The sequence below is a fragment of the Saccharothrix longispora genome (assembly GCF_030852425.1).
GTDB lineage: Bacteria > Actinomycetota > Actinomycetes > Mycobacteriales > Pseudonocardiaceae > Actinosynnema > Actinosynnema longispora.
Map to the genome: position 1 here is coordinate 230,374 of NZ_NSDM01000011.1, position 19,270 is coordinate 249,643.

The window sequence follows — 19,270 nt, forward strand, 5'->3', positions numbered from 1 at the left end:
AGATTCCAGACCACTGCTCCTCACGCGGCACCAGTACAAGCATTAATGGAACTAGATTCCAAGTTCCACCCGATCGAGGGAAGATGACTCCCAAGCAGCGCAGATTGGCACGCAGGCTCCGTCGACTCCGCCTGAAATCCGGCCTGGGTCTGGAGGACGCGGCGGCCCACCTCGGCTGCAAGCAGCCCAAGATCACCGAGCTCGAAGCCTGCCAACTCGGCGCGAAGCCCGACGAAGTCCGGGCGCTGTGCGAGCTGTACGGCGCGGGCCGCGCAACCGTCGAGAGCATGGTCATCCTCGCCCGTACGGCCAAGAGCCCCGGCTGGTACCAGGTCTACGACGAGTCGGCGAACCCGGAGAACATCGACTTCGTCGAACTCGAGACCGACGCGGTGAGCGTGTCGAACTTCGAGATCGACCTGATTCCCGGTCTCCTCCAGACCGAGGACTACTGCCGCTCGGTCATCCGGGCCGCGAACCCCGGCATCACCGGTGAAGTCCTCGACCAGCGGGTCGAACTCCGCGTCAAGCGCCAGGACCGGGTCCTGCGCGGTGAACTGGACGTCTGGGCAGTGGTCACCGAGGACGCCCCCCTGCGCCCGGTGGGCGGCCGGGAGGCGCACGTGGCCCAACTCACCCGGCTACCTGGACTGGTGTCCCTGCCCAACGTGCAGTTCCAGGTGATCCCGGTCCGGACCGGCGAGCACATCGCGATGGGCGTGCCCTTCGACTGCTTCCGCTTCGACGACGGCTACGGCACGGTCGCGATCGACCACCTCAGCGGCACCCTCTTCTTGGAGGAGGAAAGTGATGTCGAGCGGTATAGGCCGGCGTTCCGGCACCTGTGCGGCGCAGCTTTGAACCCGCAGGACTCGCTCGCGTTGCTGCGCAAGTACACCGAGGAGGGCCACGGCTCATGGGAGCAGCGGATCTGACCTGGCGGAAGTCCAGCCACAGCGGCGGAAACTCCAATTGCGTCGAGGCCGCCCGCGTGCGCGACGCAGTCCGCTTGCGGGACAGCAAGAACCCGGCCGCCGGGACGCTCGAAGTCCCCCTGCGCTCCTGGTCCGCGTTCCTACGAGGGGCGGACCGGGCGGTCGGGTGACCTGAGGACGCTCCACGACACCTGCCGCGAACCGGTCACGGCGCACACGCGACGCAGGAACCGCTGGCGCTCGCTCTCGTCGCGACGCGCGGTCACACCTGTCGAGGACTCGGGCATGCGGGCAAGAATCCCGCACTGGTTGAACGCAAAACCAGTGGGGTGGGGAGGTAACACCCCAACGGCGCAACCCGGCCCCCGCGTGATCACGCACCGCGTCCGCTGCGATGATGCCGGCCATGAGCTTCACGGCTGTGTGGCCGATCTCCGTCCCGGGCGACCCCGACGCCGCCGACGAACTGACCGTCAGCGCCCCGGAGGACGTCGACACCCTGCTGTCCCGCCTGGCCGAACCCGGCGCGGGTCCCGCCGTGATCGAGCACCTCGACCGCGACCTGATCACCGACACCGAGGGCCTGCTGGGCGCGCCGGGCACGATGAAGATCCCGGACCACGACGTGGCGGCGGCGGTGCACGGCGGGTTCGGCTACCTGACGTACGCGGACCCGGAGCACGACTACGCGGTGTTGCGGGGCGAGGCGGGCTCCCCCGAGTTCCGCTCGGAGTACGTGGACTACCCGGCGGGCACGGGCGTGCCGGTGGAGGTCCTGGCGACCGCCCTGAAGGACTTCCTGGACACGGCCACGCGCCCGTCCGGCGTGGAGTGGCAGGAGGCTTAGGCGCCCCGGTCCGGGCCGCGGCCGGCCCGGTGCCGCAGCCAGACGTTCGCCTCCACGTAGACGGCGACGTCCCGCGCCACCGACACGCGCACCGGGGCGAGGCCACCGGGCACGTGCACGTCGCCGTCCCGGTCGAACGGCAGGCCGGTCCAGCCGCGCCACACCGCCAACGGCGCCACCACGGTCGACGAGCACCGCGCGACGCCCTCGACCACCCCGCCGGCCCGCACGTGCGTGCGCAGCCACCGGTCGGCGGGCAGCCCGTCCTCCCGCGTGCGCGCCGCGTACACGTCCATCGGCACGTCGGGTTCGGCGGCCTTGTCCGGCGGCCGGAGGGGCACCGCGAACGAGTCGAACCCGGCCGCCGCGACCGCTCGGCGCATCCCGGCGAGCACGTGCGCCGACAACCCGCGCCCCAGGTGGTCGGGGTGCACGGCGATCTCCAGCGCGCAGGCGCGGTCGGCCGCGACGCCGTCCAGCGCGTCGCACGCCGCCCACACCGCCACCTGGTCCCACCCGCCGTCGGGCAGCTCGGGCCGGCCGGCCCCCGAGTACGGCACCAGCACGCCCCGCGCGACCGGCGCACCGCCGTCCACCACACCGCCGTCCACCAGCGCCACGACCAGGTGCGGCCACCGGGCCGCCAAGCGCTTGCGCGTCACCGGCGACGCCGCGAGCACGCCCTCCGTGAACCGCGCCGTGCCCGGTGGGTAGGGGATGGCGAACACCGCGTCGGCGAGGTCGGGGCGTTCGGCGAGCGTCACGGTCTCCACGCCGCCATCGAACCGCGCCCGAGGTCGGCGCGCGGGGAGGCTCACGGGTTCGCGCGGTACGCGTCCAGGTACGGGCGGAGCAGCCGGTCCAGGAGTGCCAGCGCGGGTGCCCGGCCGCCCCCGTCGATGTCCTGCGACGCGCGGAGCACGGCCGCGTTGACCAGTTCGGCCATCCGCTCGGGCTCGGGCTCGCCGAGCAGGCGCAGGGAGTCGACGAGCGGCTCCTGGAGGCGGGCGTGCAGTTGCGCGCTGTGCTCGCGCAGCACCGCGGGGTCCACCACGGTCCGCAGGGCCCGTGCGACGGCCTGGTCCGGGCCCGCGAACAGCTCGACGTTGGCCTCCACGTACGCCCACACGCGGTCCGCCGGGCCGGCCGCCGCCGCGACGTGGTCGAGCACCCGGGAGGCCCACGTCGGGAAGACGTCCGAGACCACGGCCTCCAGCAGGTCGTCCGCCGAGGGGAAGTACTGGTAGATGCTGGACCTCGCGAGACCGACGCGCGCCGCCGCGTCCGCCAGCGACGGCGCCGCGCCCGTCTCGGCGAGCAACGCGCGCGCCGCGTCCAGGATGGCCCGCCGCTGCCGCGCGCGGTGCTCTGCGACGGTGGGCGCCTGGATGCGGGGCACGTTCTCCTCCTGGTCGGTGACGCCGTCCACTACACCGCGGTGCGCTCCCCCGCCGTCAACCTGCCGTCGACCATCTCGAACACCCGGTCGCAGTGGCGCAGCACGTCGTGGTCGTGCGTGACCACGACTGTAGCCACCCCGTGGGCGCGGGTGTCGCCGACCAGCAGTTCGAGCACCTCGTCGCCGCGCCGGCGGTCCAGCGCGGCGGTCGGCTCGTCGACCAGCAGGACGCTGGGGCGGGTGACGAGCGCGCGGGCGATGCCGACGCGCTGCCGCTCGCCGCCGGAGAGCTGGTGCGGCCTGCGGTCCGCCTTGTGCCCCATGCCCACCTCGGCGAGCAGTTCCCGCGGGTCGCGCGGGTTCGGCACCCTGCCGAACGTCAGCGGCAGCCGGACCTGGTCGGCCGCGGTCAGGGCCGGGATGAGGTTGTTGCTCTGGAACACGTAGCCGATCCGCTCGCGCCGGACGCGCGCCCGGTCCCGCTCGCGCCCGGCGAGGTCGGTCCCGCCGACGAGCACCCGGCCGGAGTCGGGGACGGTGAGACCTCCCGCCACCGCGAGCAGGCTCGACTTGCCGGCGCCCGAGGGGCCCACCACGGCGATGATCTCGCCCTGCCCGACGTGCAGGGTCACGTCGTCCAGCGCGGAGGTGACCTCCTCCCCGTCGCCGTAGCGGAGGGTGACCTCTTGCAGGAGCAGTCCGGTGCTCATCGGTTGCCTCCGAGGGCGGTGAGGGGTCGACCTTGGTGATGCGCAGCACCGCGACGCACGCGCCGACCATGCCGAGGGCGATCGGCAGCAGCGACGCGAGGGCGACCGGGCCGGGGCTCGGCGCGAACGGCATCGGCGTCGTGGCGAGGGCGGCGCCCGCCGCGACCCCGAGGCCGACCCCGAGGCCCGTGGAGACCAGCAGCAGCACCAGGGACTGGGCCAGGCTGTCGCGCAGCACGTACCAGGTGCTCGCGCCCATCGCGCGCAGCACGGCGATCTCCGGTTTGCGGTGGATGGTCAGCACCGTGAAGAAGGCACCTACCACCAGCGCGGAGATGGCGTAGAGGAAGACCTGGATCATCCGGAGGGTCGACGTCTCCGCGGTGTAGCCGGGTGACGCGCCGAAGGGCTCGCCCAGCGTCAGCGACGTCGTCCCGGCTGCGGCGTCGGCCGCGCCGAGGTCCGTCCCGCCGGACCGCACCGCCACCGCCGTGACCTCGTCGTAGGTGCCGGCGGGCGCCTGGTCGCCCGGTCCGATCCCCAGCCGGACCTCCTGCCACGTGCGCAGCGGCACGTATCCGATGTCGACGTGGCCGAAGGTGTGCTGGCCGTCCAGCACGCCCACGACCGTCAGCCCGGTGCCGATGCGGTCGAGCGTGACGACGTCGCCGAGCCGCACGCCCGCGTCCACCGCCGTCGCGCTCACCACGACCTCGCCGGGTTCGAGCCCAGCCGCTCGCCCGACGCCGGGGCGGCCCGCCCACTCGTCCACGGCGTCGACGTCCACGACGCTGCGCGAGAACGCGGCGTCGGTCGCCACGCCGCGCTCGAACGAGGTGACCGGCAGCTTCTTCAGCCCGGAAACACCGTCGTTCACCAACCCCTCCGACAGGCCGGACAGCAACACCATGAGGATCGCCGTCAACGCGACGACCGAGCCCATCAGCGCGAACCGGCTCCGCGCGAAGACCACTTCGCGCATCGTCAGGAACACGGGCGACACCACCCACAACGTGCCGACATCATGTCGACAACCTTAACGACAAGCTGTCGGCATGTGACGGGTGCGCCCTGTGAGGTCGCGAACGCCTCCGGGCCGCCGGCCCCCTAGGGCACCGCCTTCGTCGCCACGGCCACCGACAGCGCCTCCCGCCACGGCCGCAGCGGCGGCAACCCGGCCTCCTCCCACGACTTGCCGGAGAGCACCGAGTACGCCGGGCGCGGGGCCGGGCGCGGGAAGTCCCCGGTCGCGCACGGCCGCACCCGCTCCGGGTCCAGGCCCAGCTCGGCGAACACCGCGCGGGCGAACCCGCACCACGTCGTCTCGCCGCCGCCGGTCGCGTGCAGCACCCGGGCCGGCGAACCACCCGCGGCCACCGAGCCGGCCAGCGCCACCAGACCGCGCGCGAGGTCCAGCGACCACGTCGGCGAACCCACCTGGTCGTCGACCACGGTCAGCGTCTCGCGCTCACCCGCCAGGCGCGCCACGGTCTTCACGAAGTTCGGCCCGTGCGCGCCGTAGACCCACGCGGTGCGCACGACCCAGGACCGGTCCCACGCCTCCACCACGCGCCGCTCGCCGGCGAGCTTCGTGCGCCCGTACGCCGAGCGCGGCCCGGTCTCGTCGGACGGCTCGTAGGGCCGCGTGGCGTCGCCGGGGAACACGTAGTCCGTCGACACGTGCAGCAGCGGCACGTCGTGCTCGCGGCAGTGCTCGGCCAGCAGGCCGGGACCGGTGGCGTTGACGGCGAGCGCCCGCTCCTCGTCCGCCTCGGCCGCGTCGACCGCCGTGTAGGCGGCGCAGTTCACGACCACCGGCCGCAGGCCCGCGTCGCGCGCGTTCGCCGCGAAGGCCGCGACCGCGTCGGCCACGACGCGCGCGTCGGTGATGTCCAGCTCGGCCGACGACGGGGCGTGCACGAGGCCGTCCGCCGGGGCGACCGCCACGACGTCCCGCCCGAGCTGCCCGCGCCCGCCCGGCACGAGGAGTGCGAGTGCCACGTCAGCCCGCCAGCGCCGAGCGCTGCTTCAGCGGCTCCCACCACGCCCGGTTGTCCCGGTACCACCGCACGGTGGCGGCCAGGCCCTCGGTGAAGTCGACCCGGGGCGCGTAGCCCAGCTCGGTGCTGATCTTGGTGATGTCGACCGAGTAGCGGCGGTCGTGGCCCTTGCGGTCGGCGACCGGCTCGACGAACGAGTCCCAGTCGCGGCCGGTGGCCTCCAGCAGCTTCCCGGTCAGCTCGCGGTTGGTCAGCTCGGTGCCGCCGCCGATGTTGTAGACCTCGCCGGCGCGACCGCCCTCGACCACCAGCTGGATGCCCCGGCAGTGGTCGTCCACGTGCAGCCAGTCGCGCACGTTGAGGCCGTCGCCGTACAGCGGGACCTTCTTGCCGTCCAGCAGGTTCGTGACGAACCGCGGGATGACCTTCTCCGGGAACTGGTACGGCCCGTAGTTGTTCGAGCACCGCGTGATGTTCACCGGCAGGCCGTGCGTGCGGTGGAACGACCGGGCCAGCAGGTCCGAGGACGCCTTCGACGCCGAGTACGGCGAGTTGGGCTCCAGGACGTGGTCCTCGGTCCACGAGCCCTCGTCGATCGAGCCGTAGACCTCGTCGGTCGAGACGTGCACGAACTTGGCCACGCCGGCCTCCAGCGCGCCTTGGAGCAGCACCTGGGTGCCCAGCACGTTGGTCAGCACGAAGTCCGCCGAGCCGGAGATCGAACGGTCCACGTGGGACTCGGCGGCGAAGTGCACCACCACGTCCGTGCGGGCCATCACGTCCGCGACGACCTCGGGGTCGCAGATGTCGCCCCGCACGAAGGTCAGCCGCGGGTCGTCCGCGACCGGCGCCAGGTTGGCCTCGTTGCCCGCGTAGGTGAGCTTGTCCAGCACCACCACCTCCGCGTCGGCGTAGGCCGGGTAAGCGCCGCCCACCAATTCCCGCACGTAGTGCGAGCCGATGAAGCCGGCCCCACCCGTCACCAGTACGCGCATGCTCTGATCGCCCTTCCGCAGCGGTTCGTGCCATCGCAGTCTGTCAGGGGGTAAACCCGTGCAACCCACCCGGTTGTTACAGCGTCTCCCGTATAAGAAGAGTGTCCGGCGAGGTTCACCCGTCCGCGACTACCTTTGACCAGGCAGGTTGTGCACACGGGGGAGGCAGGCCAGTGGACACCAGTCCGCACGGGAGAGCCGCCGGATCGACAGCGCTGCGTGCCCTCCTGGTCACCGGGCGTTCATTCCTGGCCCTCCTGTCGGCGGCTGTGCTCGCCGTCACGTGGTACGGCTGGTACTACTTCAAGGACCTGGAGGACAACCTCACCACGACCGACGTCATCCCGAACTCGGTGACCGAGTCGCCCGACGGCGTGGCGCGCAAGCCGCTCGACGGCGCGGTCGACATCCTGCTCGTGGGCGTGGACAGCCGCACGGACGCGCAGGGCAACCCACTGTCGGACGAGGTGCTGGCGCTCCTCAACGGCGGGGTGGCGGACGGCACGCTGAACACCGACACCATGATCCTGGTGCACGTCCCCCAGGACGGCACCCGTGCCGTCGCCGTCTCGTTCCCGCGCGACTCGTACGTCGAGATCGCCGACGGGTTCGGCAAGCACAAGCTCAACTCGGCGATGGCGCGGCAGAAGAACGACACCGCGCAGGAGCTGCGCGAGCAGGGCGTGACCGACGAGGCGCGGATCGAGCGGGAGTCGACGCTCGCCGGGCGCAAGACGCTCATCAAGACCATCGAGGGGCTGACCGGCGGCGCCGTGACGATCGACCGGTACGCCGAGGTCAACCTGGCGAGCTTCTACGAGGTGACGCAGGCCATCGGCGGCGTCGAGGTGTGCGTGAACAAGGCCACGAGCGACTCCGACTCGGGCGCGGACTTCGCGGCGGGCCTGCAGACCATCGCCGGCCGGGAGGCGCTGGCGTTCGTGCGGCAGCGCGGCGGCCTGCCCGGTGGCGACCTCGACCGGATCGTGCGGCAGCAGGTGTTCATCGGGGCGCTGGCGAAGAAGGTGCTGTCCACCGGCACGCTGACCGACTTCGACCGGCTCAACCAGCTCGTGACGGCCGTGAAGAAGTCCGTGGTGCTGAGCGAGCGGTGGAACATCACCGAGTTCGCCGAGCAGATGCGCGGCCTGGTCTCGGGCAACATCCAGTTCCGCACCATTCCCGTCGGCGAGCCGATGGACACGTGGGGCGACGGCAACGTGCTGCCGGTCGACCCGGTGCAGGTGCGGCAGTTCATCAAGGGGCTGGCCGCGGACAGCTCGTCGTCCTCGTCCGCTCCTGCGACCACCACTACCCCGACCGGACCGGACGCGTCCGCGATCACCGTGCAGACCTACAACGCGGCGGGCGTGAGCGGACTCGCCGGCACGGTGCTGGACCTGTTGGCCCGCAAGGGCTTCCAGCGCGGCGGGGCCCACACCGGGACGTACTCGGACACCACGGCCGTCCGGTACGCCGAGGGCGAGCGCGCCTCCGCCGAGGCGGTGGTCGTCGCGCTGGGCGGTAACGCCCGGGCCGTCGAGGACGACTCCGTGCCCGGGGGGCAGGTCCACGTCCACGTCGGGGCGGACTACTCCCCGCCCGACTCGTCCGACCCGGCGTCGGCCGACGGGACCCGCACCGCGGTCGCCCCGACGACCGGTCTCACCCCGCCGATCACCGCCGACGGTGTGGTCTGCGTCAACTGAACACCCCACCCAGGCGCTCACCGGCGTCCGACCGGCCGAAGGTGGTTAGCCTGATCGGACAGGTTCGGGGAGCGGAGGAACGCCGTGAAGGCCGCGGTGATCACCGGGCGCGTGCTGGTCGCACTGCTGTCCGCGGCCGTGCTGGCGGTGGCCGGGTACGGCTGGGCGACGGTGCAGCGCGTCCAGGAGAGCGTGAACAAGACGGACGTGCTGACGGTGCTGGAGGACGTGCCCAACGCCCCGCCCGTCGAGGACGGCGCGACCGACATCCTGCTCGTCGGCAGCGACAGCCGCACCGACGCCCAGGGGCGTCCGCTGCCGGACGACGTGCTGCGGCGGTTGCGCACCGAGGCGACCGACACGCTCAACACCGACACGATCATCGTGCTGCGGGTGCCGAAGCACGGCGGCAAGGCGCACGCCGTGTCGATCCCGCGCGACACGTACGTCACCATCCCCGGCCAGGGGCAGGAGAAGATCAACTCCGCGTACGGCGTGACGAAGTTCTTCACGATGGAGCGCCTGGCCGCGTCGGGGGTGCCGCTGGAGGAGCGCTCGCGCGAGGGCGACCAGGCCGGCAGGCGGGCGCTGGTGCAGGTCGTGCAGGAACTGACCGGGGTGCGGGTCGACCACTACGCGGAGGTCAACCTCTACGGGTTCTACCTGCTGACGCAGGTCATCGGCGGGGTGGACGTGTGCTTGAAGGCGGCGACCTCGGACCCGGACTCGGGCGCGAACTTCCGGGCGGGCGCGCAGACCGTGTCCGGGGGCGACGCGCTGGCGTTCGTGCGGCAGCGGAAGGGCGTCCCCAACGGCGACCTCGGTCGCATCACCAGGCAGCAGGTCTTCATGTCCTCGGCGGTGTCGAAGCTGCTGTCGGCGGGGACGCTGACCGACCAGGCGAGGCTGTCGGGGTTGTTGGACGCGGTGAGCAAGTCGGTGGTCGTGGACGAGAACTTCGACCTCACCACCCTGGCCGCGCAGGCGCAGGGGCTGGCCGGCGGGAACGTGGAGTTCGCGACCATCCCGGTGACGGGCGTCGGGGTGGTGAACGAACAGGGCCAGAGCGTGGTCACCGTGGACCCGGCGCAGGTGAAGGCGTTCGTGGCGCAGGTGCTGGGCGAGAAGAAGACGACGGTGGTGCCCACCCCGTCTGTCGCCCCCGGTTCGTCGGCCGCCCCCGGTTCGTCGGCCGCCCCCGGTTCGTCGGCGGCCCCCACCCCGCCGGGGTTCGGCCGCGGTGGGTTGCCGGCCCTGGACGGCGGTGGTCGGGCCCTGGCGGCGGGGTTGCAGGGACCGCCGTGCGTGGACTAGGCAGCGAGGTGACCTGAGCTTTCAGGCGTGGGGAGTAGCTGGATCAGGTGAAGATGCCGGGCGGGGTGTACGGAAACGACGTTACGGTTCTCGGTTGAGAGAATCGGACCCCCGAGACCACCCAGCCGTCCACCACGACCCGGCCGACCCACCACGAGGCCCCACCACCGCCGCCCCCCGGCCGGTGCCACCACCCCACCCGGCGGGTCGCCCCGCCGACCGGGCGTGCCGATCCCGCGGGCCGGGCGCGGCTCCGCGCGGGGATGGTGACGGGACGTCGCGGCCGGCGTGGCAAGGTTGTGCCATGACCGTCACGGATGCGCTGTTCGCCCCCTTGTTCGCCGCGAACCCCGGCCGTCCCCTGATCACCCACTACGACGACGCCGCGGGCACGCGCGTGGAGCTGTCCCGGGCGACCGTGCGCAACTGGGCGGCGAAGACGGCCAACTGGCTGCGCGACGAGCACGACGTGGAGCCCGGCGACCCGGTCGCGGTGCTGCTGCCGGCGCACTGGCAGACGGCGGGCGTGCTGCTCGGGGCCTGGTGGTGCGGCGCGGCGGTGACGGACGACCCGACCGGCGCGAAGGTGGCGGTCGTGGCGCCGGGCGGGGCCGCCCCGGGCGCGGGGGTCGTGGCGGTGGCGTCGCTGCACCCGATGGGGCTGGGCGGCGGCGCCCCGGTCGACTACAACGACGACGTGCGGGTGCACGGTGACGACTTCGCGCCGTGGGAACCGGTGCCGGGGGCGACGCCCGCGCTGCTGAAGTCCACTGTGGACGAGGTGGTGTCCGAGGCCCACCACCGGGCGGAGACGCTGGGCATCACGACGTCCTCGCGCGTGCTGTCCACCCTGGACTGGTCCATGCCGGACGGCCTGCTGAACGGCTTCCTCGCCGTGCTGGCGGGTGGCGGGTCGCTGGTCCAGTGCAGCAACGCCGCCCCGGACCTGCTCGCCACCCGCCGCATCGACGAGCAGACGACCCTGGACCTGGTCGGCTAGGCGGCCACGGCGGCGCGGCGACGGTCCTTCACCACGCGGTCGAGGGCGAGCGAGCCGCCGTTGAAGCCGAGCGCCAGCGCCGCCACGCCCAGCACGAGCACGAGTTCGTAGCCGCCCTGCCCGAGCAGGCCGTTGGGCAGGTGCACGATCACGAGCGCGCCGAGCATGTCCACCGCGAGCAGCACGCCGACGACGGGCGTGGCGATGCCGAGGAGCAGCATCGCGCCGCCGCCCAGTTCGACGATCGCGGCGAACCAGGCGGAGAGCGTCGGCAGCGGCACGCCCATGCCCGCGAACGCGGTCGCCGTGCCGTCGAGCCCCCATTCGGCGACCTTCTGCCACCCGTGGGCGATGAACACCACGCCGACGCCGATGCGGCCGATGAGCGCTGCCACGTCCTTGAGCATTGCGACTCCCCTTCGTCTTCGAACGACCCCCCGAAGGTATATGAAGTTTCAACTATTTCACCGCCTCGACAGGGTCCCGACACGGCCTTGACAGCGACCCGACAGGGCGCTTTGCTTAACCGACCGGTTAGATAACCGATTGGTTAGGTACGAGGATGGCGGACGATCCCCTCAGCCTCACCTTCGCCGCGCTGGCCGATCCGACGCGACGGGCGATCCTGGCCCGGCTCGCGGAGGGCGCGGCGACCGTGAAGGAGCTCTCCGAGCCGTTCGCGATGAGCGGTCCGGCGGTGTCGAAGCACCTGCGCGTGCTGGAGCGCGCCGGCCTGATCACGCGTGGCCGGGACGCGCAGTGGCGGCCGTGCGCCCTCGACGCGACGCCGTTGCGCGAGGTCAGCGAGTGGGCCGAGGCGTTCCGCCGCTTCTGGGAGCCCAGCTACCGCCGCCTGGACGCCTACCTCCGACACATGAAGGAGACCGAGCGATGAGCACCATCGACACCGTGCTGTGGAGCCTGCCGTCCGATGTCGAGGTGGCGATGACGCGGACGTTCGACGCGCCCCGGCACCTGGTCTTCGACGCCTTCACCAAGCCCGAGCACGTCGTGCACTGGATGCTGGGCCCGGACGGCTGGACCATGCCGGTCTGCGAGATCGACCTCCGCCCCGGCGGCCGGTGGCACATGGTGTGGCACCGCCCGGACGGCACCACGATGTCCATGGTCGGCCGGTACCTGGAGGTCACCCCGCACGCGCGCACCGTGCAGACCGAGTCGTGGGGCCCGGAGTGGCCGGAGACGGTGAACACGACCGAGTTCACCGCCGACGGCGACCGCACGACCGTCGTGCAGACGATGAGGTTCCCGTCGCAGGAGGCCCGCGACCGCGCGAGCGGGACCGGCATGCGGGACGGGGCGACGACGAGCTACGAGCGCCTGGCCGCGTACCTCGCCGAACGGTCGTGACGCCGAACGGCCCGGAGGCGCGCGGTGGGCGCACGTCCGGGCCGTCGGCCGGCGGACCGGATCAGCCCTTCAGCAGGGCGCGCGACATCACGACGCGCTGGATCTGGTTGGTGCCCTCGTAGATCTGGGTGATCTTCGCGTCCCGCATCATGCGCTCCACCGGGAAGTCGCGGGTGTAGCCGGCGCCGCCGAACAGCTGCACGGCGTCGGTCGTCACCTCCATCGCGACGTCCGAGGCGAAGCACTTGGCCGCGGCGGTGATGAAGCCGATGTCCGGCTCCCCGCGCTCGGCCTTCGCGGCGGCCACGTAGACCATGTGGCGGGCGGCCTCGATCTTCATCGCCATGTCGGCCAGCATGAACTGCACGCCCTGGAAGTCGGCGATCGACGTGCCGAACTGCTTGCGGTCCTTGGTGTAGGCGATGGCCTGCTCCAGGGCGCCCTGCGCGATGCCGACGGCCTGCGCGCCGATGGTCGGGCGGGTGTGGTCGAGGGTGCGCAGGGCGGTCTTCAGGCCCGTGCCCGGCTCGCCGATGATCCGGTCCGCGGGGATGGTGCAGTTCTCGAAGTGGATCTCGCGGGTGGGCGAGCCCTTGATGCCGAGCTTGCGCTCCTTGGAGCCGACGACGAAGCCCGGGTCGTCCTTGTGCACGACGAACGCCGAGATGCCCTGCGACTTCTTCGGGGCGTCGGGGTCGGTCACGGCCATCACCGTGTACCAGGTGGACTCGCCGGCGTTGGTGATCCAGCACTTGGTGCCGTTGAGCACCCAGTGGTCGCCGTCGAGGCGGGCGCGGGTGCGCATGGACGCGGTGTCCGAGCCGGCCTCGCGCTCGGACAGCGCGTAGGACGCCATGGCCTCGCCGGAGGCGATGGACGGCAGCACCTGCTGCTTGAGCGACTCCGACGCCGCCAGCAGGATCGGCATGGTGCCCAGCTTGTTCACCGCCGGGATCAGGGACGACGACGCGCACACGCGCGCCACCTCCTCGATCACGATGCAGGTGGCCACCGAGTCGGCGCCCTGGCCCTCGTAGGCCTCGGGCACGTGCACGGCGGCGAAACCGGACTTCACCAGCGCGTTCAACGCCTCGACCGGGAAGCGCTCCTGCTCGTCCACCTCCGCGGCGTGCGGCGCGATCTCCTTGTCGGCCAGTGACCGGACCGCCTCGCGCAGCGCCTCGTGCTCCTCGGCGAGCTGGTAGGTACCGAAGCTCGGGTCCACGTTAAGTTACCTCCCGGTAGGGCGTCCTGCCAGGATGTTAGCGCGCGTTCACGCCACTGTCCGCTGTGCCGTCCGCAACAACACCCGCCCGGGCGCGCAGCGCCGCGTCCTTCTCCAGCACCAGGTCCGAGAGGGAGGCCTGGAACTCGGCCATCCGCTCCCGCAGCACCGGGTCGGACGCGGCCAGGACGCGCACCGCCAGCAGGCCCGCGTTGCGCGCGCCCCCGACCGACACGGTGGCCACCGGCACGCCGGCGGGCATCTGCACGATCGACAGCAGCGAGTCCATCCCGTCGAGGTACTTCAGCGGCACCGGCACGCCGATCACCGGCAGCACGGTCGCCGAGGCCACCATGCCCGGCAGGTGCGCCGCGCCGCCCGCGCCCGCGATGATCACCCGGAGGCCGCGCGAGGCGGCGGACGCCGCGTAGTCCAGCATCCGCTGCGGCGTGCGGTGCGCCGAGTACACGCCGACCTCGTAGGTCACGCCGAACTCGGCCAGCGCCTCGGCCGCGGCCCCCATCACGGGCCAGTCCGAGTCGCTGCCCATGATCACGCCGACCTGCGTCACTGCTCTCCTCCGTGGATGTCGTACCCGTCGAGCCACACTCCGTCGGACAGCCAGTGCGCGGCGAGCCTCGCCCGTTCGCGCACCTCCTCCATCCGCTCGCCGAGGAGGGTGACGTGCCCGATCTTGCGGCCCGGCCGCTCCGCCTTGCCGTACAGGTGCACGTGGGCGTCGGGGAACCGGGCGAACAGGTGGTGCAGCCGTTCGTCGGGGCCCATGTCGGACGCGTCCGCCGCGCCCAGCACGTTCGCCATGACGACGGCGGGCGCGACGAGGTCCGTCGCGCCGAGCGGGTAGTCCAGGACGGCGCGCAGGTGCTGCTCGAACTGGGACGTGCGGGCGCCCTCGATGGTCCAGTGGCCCGAGTTGTGGGGCCGCATCGCCAGCTCGTTGACCACGAGGCCGTCGGCGGTGTCGAACAGCTCCACGGCGAGCAGTCCGACGACGCCCAGCTCGTGGGCGATCCTCAGCGCCAGCTCCTGCGCCTCCTCGCCCGGGGCCTCCTCGCCGCCGGCGGCGGGCGCGGGCGCCAGGACCTCGACGCAGATGCCCTCCCGCTGCACGGTCTGCACCAGCGGCCACGCCGCTCCCTGCCCGAACGGCGAGCGCGCGACCAGGGCGGCCAGCTCGCGGCGCATGGGCACGCACCGCTCGACCATCAGCGGGGTGCCGGCGTCGAGCAGCTCGGGCACGACCCGCTGGGCGCTCTGCGGGGTGTTCAGCATCCACACCCCGCGCCCGTCGTACCCGCCGCGCACGGCCTTGAGCACGCACGGCCACCCGTGCTCCGCGCCGAAGCGCAGCACGTCACCGGTGTCGGCGACCTCGGCGAACGGCGGCACGGGCAGGCCCAGCCCGGCCAGCTTCACGCGCATGACCAGCTTGTCCTGGGCGTGCACCAGGGCGTCCGGGCCGGGCGAGACCTTCACGCCGTCCGCGACCAGCGCGCGCAGGTGCTCCTGGGGCACGTGCTCGTGGTCGAACGTGACGACGTCGCACGACTTGGCGAAGGCGCGCAGCGCGTCCAGGTCGGTGTGCCCGCCCAGCTCCACGTCGCGGGCGACGAGCGCGGCGGGGTCGGAGTCCGACTCGGCGAGCACCCGCAGCGACTGGCCCAGGGGGATCGCGGCCTGGTGCGTCATGCGCGCCAGCTGGCCGCCGCCGATCATGCCGACGACGGGGAGACGGGTTCGGGAGTCCACGGGTCGGTGAGTCTACCTGCACAAACAGCGCGGTCCCGCACGCACCCCGGCGCGGGCGGGACCGCGCCGTCAGACGCGGTGCGACCGGCGCACCCACACGAAGACCAGCACGAGCAGCGCCGCGGCCGGCACCGCGAAGACGGCGGACTCGACCCACTGGAACGCCGCCGCGCGGTCGCCCGGCTGGTAGTCCGCGTAGTGCTGCGCCACGCCGCTGTCGGTGACGCACCTGGTGTACGCCGGGTCGACGTCCTGGCCGGTGGGGACGCAGTACCGGGGGAAGTCGACCTCGTCGCCCGCGGCGTCGGCGTACCCGCTGTCGACGACCCAGCTGTCGTCGTCGAGCATCCGCGAGTGCAGCAGGCCGTCCGCCGCGTAGGGCTCCAGCACGCGCTCCGGCTCCCGGTAGTGGGGCCGCCACCCGACGGCCACGAAGAAGCGGGCGAAGGCGAACCCGACCAGCGCGAGCCCCATGGACACCACCGTGCGGCGGGTGAGCGCGCTCAGCGCGAGCCCCAGGGCGAAGGCGAACGCCGCGTAGGCCGCCTGCACGTGCGGCGCGGCCTCGAACGCCTGGCTCTCGAACGGCCGGAACGGCGCGTAGTCGACGCTGGTGGCGTTCACGCTGTCCATGAGCACGACCAGCGACGAGCCGAGGCCGGCGGCCAGGGCGACGGCGAGCACGCCGAGGAGCACGACCTTGCCGGTCAGCCAGCGGACGGCGCTCACGTCCTGGCTCCACACCACGAGGTGCGTGCGCTGCTCGTACTCGCGGGCCAGCAGGGGCGCGGTCCAGAACCCGGCGACCACCGGTCCGAGCAGCAGCGGCGTGAGGGTCAGCACCTGCGCGAGGTCCGGGTAGTCGAACACGCCGAACAGCTCGTGCCGGCTGTGCCCACTGGCGGTGATGTGCGCGGCCAGGGCCAGCGCGAGGCAGGCGGCGCCCGCGACGACGAGGGCGCAGGCGCCGATGCCGCCGCGGTGCTGTCGCCAGGTCAGCCAGGCCAGGTCCCGCCAGCCGACGGCGGACCGGGTGACCGGCGGCGCGGCGGCGGTCGTGCCGGTGGCGGTGGCGTCGGTCATGTCGGCGCCGGTCACGTCGGTGGTCACGCGCCGAACCCCCTCGGTCCCGCACCGGTCGGCGCGAGGCCCTTGCGGGTGGCCGCGAGCTGCGCGAGCACGTAGTCCTCCAACGTCACGGCCCGCTCGGCCCACTGCCCCGCCACGACCGGGCGCGGGTGTCCGTCGGGCAGCTTCACCAGGAACGTCGACTGCTTGCCGCGGTGGCGCGCCTCGACGACCTCGCCCAGGGCCGGCGGCACGTCCGACCGCGGACCGGTGTAGGCGACGTGCCGCGCGAGCAGCTCGTCCAGGTCGCCGCCGGCCAGCAGCCGGCCGTGGGCGAGGAGCAGCAGGTAGTCGGCCACGCCGCCCAGCTCGGCCACGACGTGCGTGGACAGCAGCACGGTCATGCCGGTCTCGTCGACCTCGGTCAGCAGCTCGGCGGTGACCTCGCGGCGGGCCAGCGGGTCGAGGTTGGCCAGCGGCTCGTCGAGCATCAGCACGGTCGGCCGCGAGCCGATGGCCAGCGCGAACGCCACCTGCGCCTGCTGGCCGCCGGACAGCTTGCCGCACGCCCGGTCCGGCGGGACCTCGAAGCGCTCCAGCCAGCGGCGGGCGCGCCCCTCGTCCCACACGACGTTGAGGCGCGCGCCGAGCTTCAGCACGTCGGCGGGGGTGAAGTGCCGGTACACCGGCTTCTCCTGCGACACGAACGCCACGCGGCCGACCGCGCCCGCCGACCCCTCGTCGGCGTCGAGGAGGCCCGCGAGGACCGTCATCAGCGTGGTCTTGCCCGCTCCGTTGGCGCCGACCAGCGCGGCGACCCGGCCGGCGGGCAGGTCGAACGTGCAGTCGCGCAGCGCCCACCTGTCCCGGTAGCGCTTGCCCAGCGACCGCGCGCGCACCGCGAACGCGGTGCCGACGGTCTCGACGGCGGTGCTCACAGGACCGCCACCCCCTCTCCCCCGCGGGTCCGGTCGCCCTCGTCGGGGACGCCGAGGACCGAGCGCACGAGCGCGTCGATGTCCTCCGCGTCCAGCCCCGCCTCGCGGGCTTCGCGGACCCACACGAACAGCCGCGCGCGCAGCGCGGACATGACCGCCGGGTCTGTCGACCCGAGTCCGGCCTTCACGAACGTCCCCGACCCCTGGCGGGCCTCCACCAGACCCGACATCTCCAGCTCCCGGTACGCCTTCAGCACGGTGTTGGCGTTGACCCCGCTCGTGCCGACGACGTCGCGCACGGTCGGCAGCCGGTCCCCGGGCCCCAGCAGGCCGAGTCTCAGCGCCTCGCGCACCTGCCGCACGAGTTGCAGGTACGCGGGGAGACCGCTGGACCGGTCGATGCGGAACTCCACCGCGCCCCCAAAGTGTTCTAGTCAACTAAGACACCGGCACACCGTTCAGGAACACCTGGAGGTTGTCAAGACGCACGGCGGGGTGCCGGTCGCGTCCCGCGTCCGTGACCGGCACGGCGCCCGCGCCTACCGGACGGGTCATTTCCCGTCACCATGGTTGTTCCCGGCGCGCAGGGGTCCTGTCCGGCGCTTGTACTCGACGGTGCACGTGGACGACGACACCGAAGGAAGACCATGAAACTCGGACGACTCATCGCCGCCATCGCCGTGGCCGGTTCGGCGCTGCTCATCGCGCCGACCTCCAATGCCGTCCAGCCCGACACCCGGCAGGACGAGTGGGTGCTGGAGAGCGTCACGCGGCCGGGCGACGTGTGGGACCAGACCAACTGGGCCTGGGACCCCCAGTACCCGATCATCCCCCACCCCCGCCACGGGGAGGACAACCAGACGTGGTTCATCTCCGACGACGGCACCATCAGGGACAAGATGCACGGGTGGTGCGCGACGGCGATCGACGGGAAGCTGGCGGGCCGGCCCTGCGACGGCTCCGAGGACCAGCGGTGGGTCGGCCACTCCCACGACGGCTACCACTCCTGGCTGTTCGAGTCGGGAAGGACCGGGCACTGCGTCACGCACAACGGCGTCTACACGGAACTGGTCCTCGCGCCGTGCGACCGTGAGCGGTCCGACCAGCGCTGGATCATCCACCGGCGGTAGCCGGGAGCGCCCCGGCGCGAAGGGCCCGGGCCGCGCGGCCCGGGCCCTTCGCGCGTGCGGGGTCGGACGACCGCACCGGTGAGGCGGGGTCAGCGTCCGAGGGCGGTGACGAGCCGGGCCGCTTCGTCGTAGGTGCCCGGCAGCTGTTCCAGCCACACCTTCGCCGGGCCGGTGGGCGCGACGTGGGGGTCGACGGCCAGCCTGTGCGCGGTGAGCAGGCGCAGGTTGACCACGGCTCTCGCCAGTCGCCCGTCGCGCCTGAGCAGCACGCACGCCGTGGACGGCCCGACCGAGGCCAGCGTCTCGCCGGCGTCGAAGACCTCCTTCAGCGCGTCCGCCAGCAGCGTCATCGCCACCACCCGCGACCAGCCGGACACCCGGTTCAGGTCGATCGACACGAGCACCAGCACGTGGTCCTGCCGCCCCGCCACGCGCGCCTCCGCGTACACCTCGCGCAGCCGCGTCCGCAGGTAGGCGGAGGTCGCGAGGCCGGTGAGCGGGTTGTCCGCGGCGCAGCTGCCCGCCTGCTCGCTCACCACGTCACCCCAGCCCAGCGCGGTCACGCGGAGCATGCGCGCCGGCACGGCGTCCACGTCCGGCGAGACGATCCCGGTGGCCCCAGGCGGTTCGACGAGCACCGCGTGCAGCGCCGCGAGGTCCAGCAGCGTCTCGGCCAGGCCCGTCCCGGCCCGGGCCCGCGCGCTGCCCAGCCGGTACAGCTCCTCGGCGGGGTCGCGCGGTCCGAGGACCGCACGGCAGACGCGGTCGACCTCGTCCACCGGCCAGTCGGCCGGGAACACCCAGCCGGCGGCCATCGACGCCGTGCGCCACCTCGACCGCAGCGCGCGCGACCTGTCAG

The 19,270-nt window shown here is 72.8% G+C and carries 23 protein-coding genes and 1 pseudogene; 10 read left to right on the forward strand and 14 right to left on the reverse strand.

The genetic code is table 11. The features are described from left to right. The first annotated feature begins 104 nt into the window (after positions 1-104). The 3 genes from CKY47_RS24990 (at position 105) to CKY47_RS25000 (ending at position 1,782) form a co-directional block, all read left to right on the forward strand. Positions 105-935, forward strand: coding sequence for a helix-turn-helix domain-containing protein (locus CKY47_RS24990; RefSeq protein WP_306748550.1), 831 nt, complete (start codon positions 105-107; stop codon positions 933-935). Then, on the forward strand, positions 917-1,105 hold the full coding sequence (locus tag CKY47_RS24995; RefSeq protein ID WP_306748552.1) for a DUF397 domain-containing protein: 189 nt from the start codon (positions 917-919) through the stop codon (positions 1,103-1,105). The genes CKY47_RS24990 and CKY47_RS24995 overlap by 19 nt, the downstream gene beginning before the upstream one ends. A gap of 236 nt (positions 1,106-1,341) precedes the next feature. After that, a complete protein-coding gene (locus tag CKY47_RS25000) occupies positions 1,342-1,782 on the forward strand; it encodes an Imm1 family immunity protein (protein ID WP_306748553.1) in 441 nt (146 codons plus the stop codon). On the opposite strand, the gene CKY47_RS25005 is transcribed toward CKY47_RS25000, so the two are convergent. The 4 genes and pseudogenes from CKY47_RS25005 to CKY47_RS25020 form a co-directional block, all read right to left on the reverse strand. Next, positions 1,779-2,555 (reverse strand): hypothetical protein, encoded by a 777-nt coding sequence (locus CKY47_RS25005; RefSeq protein ID WP_306748554.1) that lies wholly within the window; start codon positions 2,553-2,555, stop codon positions 1,779-1,781. The two genes, CKY47_RS25000 and CKY47_RS25005, sit on opposite strands and share 4 nt — an antisense overlap. 41 nt (positions 2,556-2,596) lie before the next feature. Then, complete coding sequence (locus CKY47_RS25010; protein WP_306748694.1) at positions 2,597-3,211, reverse strand: TetR/AcrR family transcriptional regulator; 615 nt, start codon at positions 3,209-3,211, stop codon at positions 2,597-2,599. After that, positions 3,211-3,891: an ABC transporter ATP-binding protein gene (locus CKY47_RS25015; RefSeq protein WP_306748555.1), complete on the reverse strand. Its 681-nt coding sequence runs from the start codon at positions 3,889-3,891 to the stop codon at positions 3,211-3,213. The genes CKY47_RS25010 and CKY47_RS25015 overlap by 1 nt, the downstream gene beginning before the upstream one ends. An 82-nt stretch (positions 3,892-3,973) precedes the next feature. Next, a pseudogene (locus CKY47_RS25020) lies at positions 3,974-4,252 on the reverse strand (FtsX-like permease family protein); the annotation flags it as partial. A gap of 277 nt (positions 4,253-4,529) precedes the next feature. Here CKY47_RS25020 and CKY47_RS25025 point away from each other — a divergent pair. Further along, positions 4,530-4,931 carry a hypothetical protein gene (locus tag CKY47_RS25025; protein WP_306748556.1) on the forward strand — a complete coding sequence of 134 codons (402 nt, stop codon included), beginning with the start codon at positions 4,530-4,532 and terminating at the stop codon, positions 4,929-4,931. 67 nt (positions 4,932-4,998) lie between these two features. Here CKY47_RS25025 and rfbD read toward each other — a convergent pair whose 3' ends face one another. Both rfbD and rfbB read right to left on the reverse strand, forming a co-directional pair. After that, positions 4,999-5,892 (reverse strand): dTDP-4-dehydrorhamnose reductase, encoded by an 894-nt coding sequence (gene rfbD, locus CKY47_RS25030; RefSeq protein ID WP_306748557.1) that lies wholly within the window; start codon positions 5,890-5,892, stop codon positions 4,999-5,001. Between the two features lies 1 nt (position 5,893). Then, complete coding sequence (rfbB, locus tag CKY47_RS25035; protein WP_306748559.1) at positions 5,894-6,886, reverse strand: dTDP-glucose 4,6-dehydratase; 993 nt, start codon at positions 6,884-6,886, stop codon at positions 5,894-5,896. 269 nt (positions 6,887-7,155) lie between these two features. Between rfbB and CKY47_RS25040 the strand changes: the two genes are divergently transcribed. The 3 genes from CKY47_RS25040 to CKY47_RS25050 all read left to right on the forward strand — a co-directional run bounded on the left by CKY47_RS25040 (position 7,156) and on the right by CKY47_RS25050 (position 10,909). Beyond that, a complete protein-coding gene (locus CKY47_RS25040; RefSeq protein ID WP_306748561.1) occupies positions 7,156-8,595 on the forward strand; it encodes an LCP family protein in 1,440 nt (479 codons plus the stop codon). A gap of 84 nt (positions 8,596-8,679) precedes the next feature. Further along, entirely contained in the window at positions 8,680-9,909 is a 1,230-nt protein-coding gene (locus CKY47_RS25045) for an LCP family protein (protein ID WP_306748562.1), read from the forward strand. Between the two features lie 304 nt (positions 9,910-10,213). After that, complete coding sequence (locus tag CKY47_RS25050; protein WP_306748563.1) at positions 10,214-10,909, forward strand: TIGR03089 family protein; 696 nt, start codon at positions 10,214-10,216, stop codon at positions 10,907-10,909. Here the strand turns inward: CKY47_RS25050 and CKY47_RS25055 are convergent. Then, on the reverse strand, positions 10,906-11,316 hold the full coding sequence (locus tag CKY47_RS25055) for a DoxX family protein (RefSeq protein ID WP_306748565.1): 411 nt from the start codon (positions 11,314-11,316) through the stop codon (positions 10,906-10,908). The two genes, CKY47_RS25050 and CKY47_RS25055, sit on opposite strands and share 4 nt — an antisense overlap. A gap of 155 nt (positions 11,317-11,471) precedes the next feature. On the opposite strand from CKY47_RS25055, the gene CKY47_RS25060 reads away from it, so the two are divergent. Both CKY47_RS25060 and CKY47_RS25065 read left to right on the forward strand, forming a co-directional pair. Continuing rightward, the gene (locus CKY47_RS25060) at positions 11,472-11,804 is read left to right on the forward strand and encodes an ArsR/SmtB family transcription factor (protein WP_306748566.1); all 333 of its coding nucleotides are present in this window, start codon (positions 11,472-11,474) and stop codon (positions 11,802-11,804) included. After that, positions 11,801-12,280, forward strand: coding sequence for an SRPBCC family protein (locus CKY47_RS25065; RefSeq protein WP_306748567.1), 480 nt, complete (start codon positions 11,801-11,803; stop codon positions 12,278-12,280). The genes CKY47_RS25060 and CKY47_RS25065 overlap by 4 nt, the downstream gene beginning before the upstream one ends. A 61-nt stretch (positions 12,281-12,341) precedes the next feature. Here the strand turns inward: CKY47_RS25065 and CKY47_RS25070 are convergent, their stop codons facing one another. From CKY47_RS25070 to CKY47_RS25095, 6 genes are all read right to left on the reverse strand, one after another. Then, a complete protein-coding gene (locus CKY47_RS25070; protein ID WP_306748568.1) occupies positions 12,342-13,505 on the reverse strand; it encodes an acyl-CoA dehydrogenase in 1,164 nt (387 codons plus the stop codon). A 37-nt stretch (positions 13,506-13,542) separates the two neighbouring features. After that, a complete protein-coding gene (gene purE / locus CKY47_RS25075; protein WP_306748569.1) occupies positions 13,543-14,076 on the reverse strand; it encodes a 5-(carboxyamino)imidazole ribonucleotide mutase in 534 nt (177 codons plus the stop codon). Next, positions 14,073-15,275, reverse strand: a complete 1,203-nt coding sequence (locus tag CKY47_RS25080; RefSeq protein ID WP_306748570.1) for a 5-(carboxyamino)imidazole ribonucleotide synthase — start codon at positions 15,273-15,275, stop codon at positions 14,073-14,075. Before CKY47_RS25080 ends, purE begins: the two co-directional genes overlap by 4 nt. A 69-nt stretch (positions 15,276-15,344) precedes the next feature. Beyond that, on the reverse strand, positions 15,345-16,385 hold the full coding sequence (locus CKY47_RS25085) for an ABC-2 membrane transporter-related protein (RefSeq protein ID WP_306748572.1): 1,041 nt from the start codon (positions 16,383-16,385) through the stop codon (positions 15,345-15,347). Continuing rightward, on the reverse strand, positions 16,382-17,281 hold the full coding sequence (locus CKY47_RS25090) for an ATP-binding cassette domain-containing protein (protein ID WP_306748573.1): 900 nt from the start codon (positions 17,279-17,281) through the stop codon (positions 16,382-16,384). Before CKY47_RS25090 ends, CKY47_RS25085 begins: the two co-directional genes overlap by 4 nt. Continuing rightward, positions 17,278-17,694: a GntR family transcriptional regulator gene (locus tag CKY47_RS25095; RefSeq protein ID WP_306748574.1), complete on the reverse strand. Its 417-nt coding sequence runs from the start codon at positions 17,692-17,694 to the stop codon at positions 17,278-17,280. The genes CKY47_RS25090 and CKY47_RS25095 overlap by 4 nt, the downstream gene beginning before the upstream one ends. A 234-nt stretch (positions 17,695-17,928) precedes the next feature. Between CKY47_RS25095 and CKY47_RS25100 the strand changes: the two genes are divergently transcribed. Further along, complete coding sequence (locus CKY47_RS25100) at positions 17,929-18,411, forward strand: ricin-type beta-trefoil lectin domain protein (protein WP_306748576.1); 483 nt, start codon at positions 17,929-17,931, stop codon at positions 18,409-18,411. 89 nt (positions 18,412-18,500) lie between these two features. On the opposite strand, the gene CKY47_RS25105 is transcribed toward CKY47_RS25100, so the two are convergent. After that, positions 18,501-19,226, reverse strand: coding sequence for a GGDEF domain-containing protein (locus tag CKY47_RS25105; RefSeq protein WP_306748577.1), 726 nt, complete (start codon positions 19,224-19,226; stop codon positions 18,501-18,503). Positions 19,227-19,270: the final 44 nt, after the last annotated feature.

What these genes read in the sequence shown, in the direction of transcription:
- CKY47_RS25105 (WP_306748577.1), bottom strand. Translation starts at nt 19,226, where the DNA reads ATGGCCGCCGGCTGGGTGTTCCCGGCCGACTGGCCGGTGGACGAGGTC.
- CKY47_RS25055 (WP_306748565.1), bottom strand. Translation starts at nt 11,316, where the DNA reads ATGCTCAAGGACGTGGCAGCGCTCATCGGCCGCATCGGCGTCGGCGTG.
- CKY47_RS25000 (WP_306748553.1), top strand. Translation starts at nt 1,342, where the DNA reads ATGAGCTTCACGGCTGTGTGGCCGATCTCCGTCCCGGGCGACCCCGAC.
- CKY47_RS25015 (WP_306748555.1), bottom strand. Translation starts at nt 3,891, where the DNA reads ATGAGCACCGGACTGCTCCTGCAAGAGGTCACCCTCCGCTACGGCGAC.
- CKY47_RS24995 (WP_306748552.1), top strand. Translation starts at nt 917, where the DNA reads ATGGGAGCAGCGGATCTGACCTGGCGGAAGTCCAGCCACAGCGGCGGA.
- rfbB (WP_306748559.1), bottom strand. Translation starts at nt 6,886, where the DNA reads ATGCGCGTACTGGTGACGGGTGGGGCCGGCTTCATCGGCTCGCACTAC.
- CKY47_RS25065 (WP_306748567.1), top strand. Translation starts at nt 11,801, where the DNA reads ATGAGCACCATCGACACCGTGCTGTGGAGCCTGCCGTCCGATGTCGAG.
- CKY47_RS25050 (WP_306748563.1), top strand. Translation starts at nt 10,214, where the DNA reads ATGACCGTCACGGATGCGCTGTTCGCCCCCTTGTTCGCCGCGAACCCC.
- CKY47_RS25100 (WP_306748576.1), top strand. Translation starts at nt 17,929, where the DNA reads ATGAAACTCGGACGACTCATCGCCGCCATCGCCGTGGCCGGTTCGGCG.
- CKY47_RS25060 (WP_306748566.1), top strand. Translation starts at nt 11,472, where the DNA reads ATGGCGGACGATCCCCTCAGCCTCACCTTCGCCGCGCTGGCCGATCCG.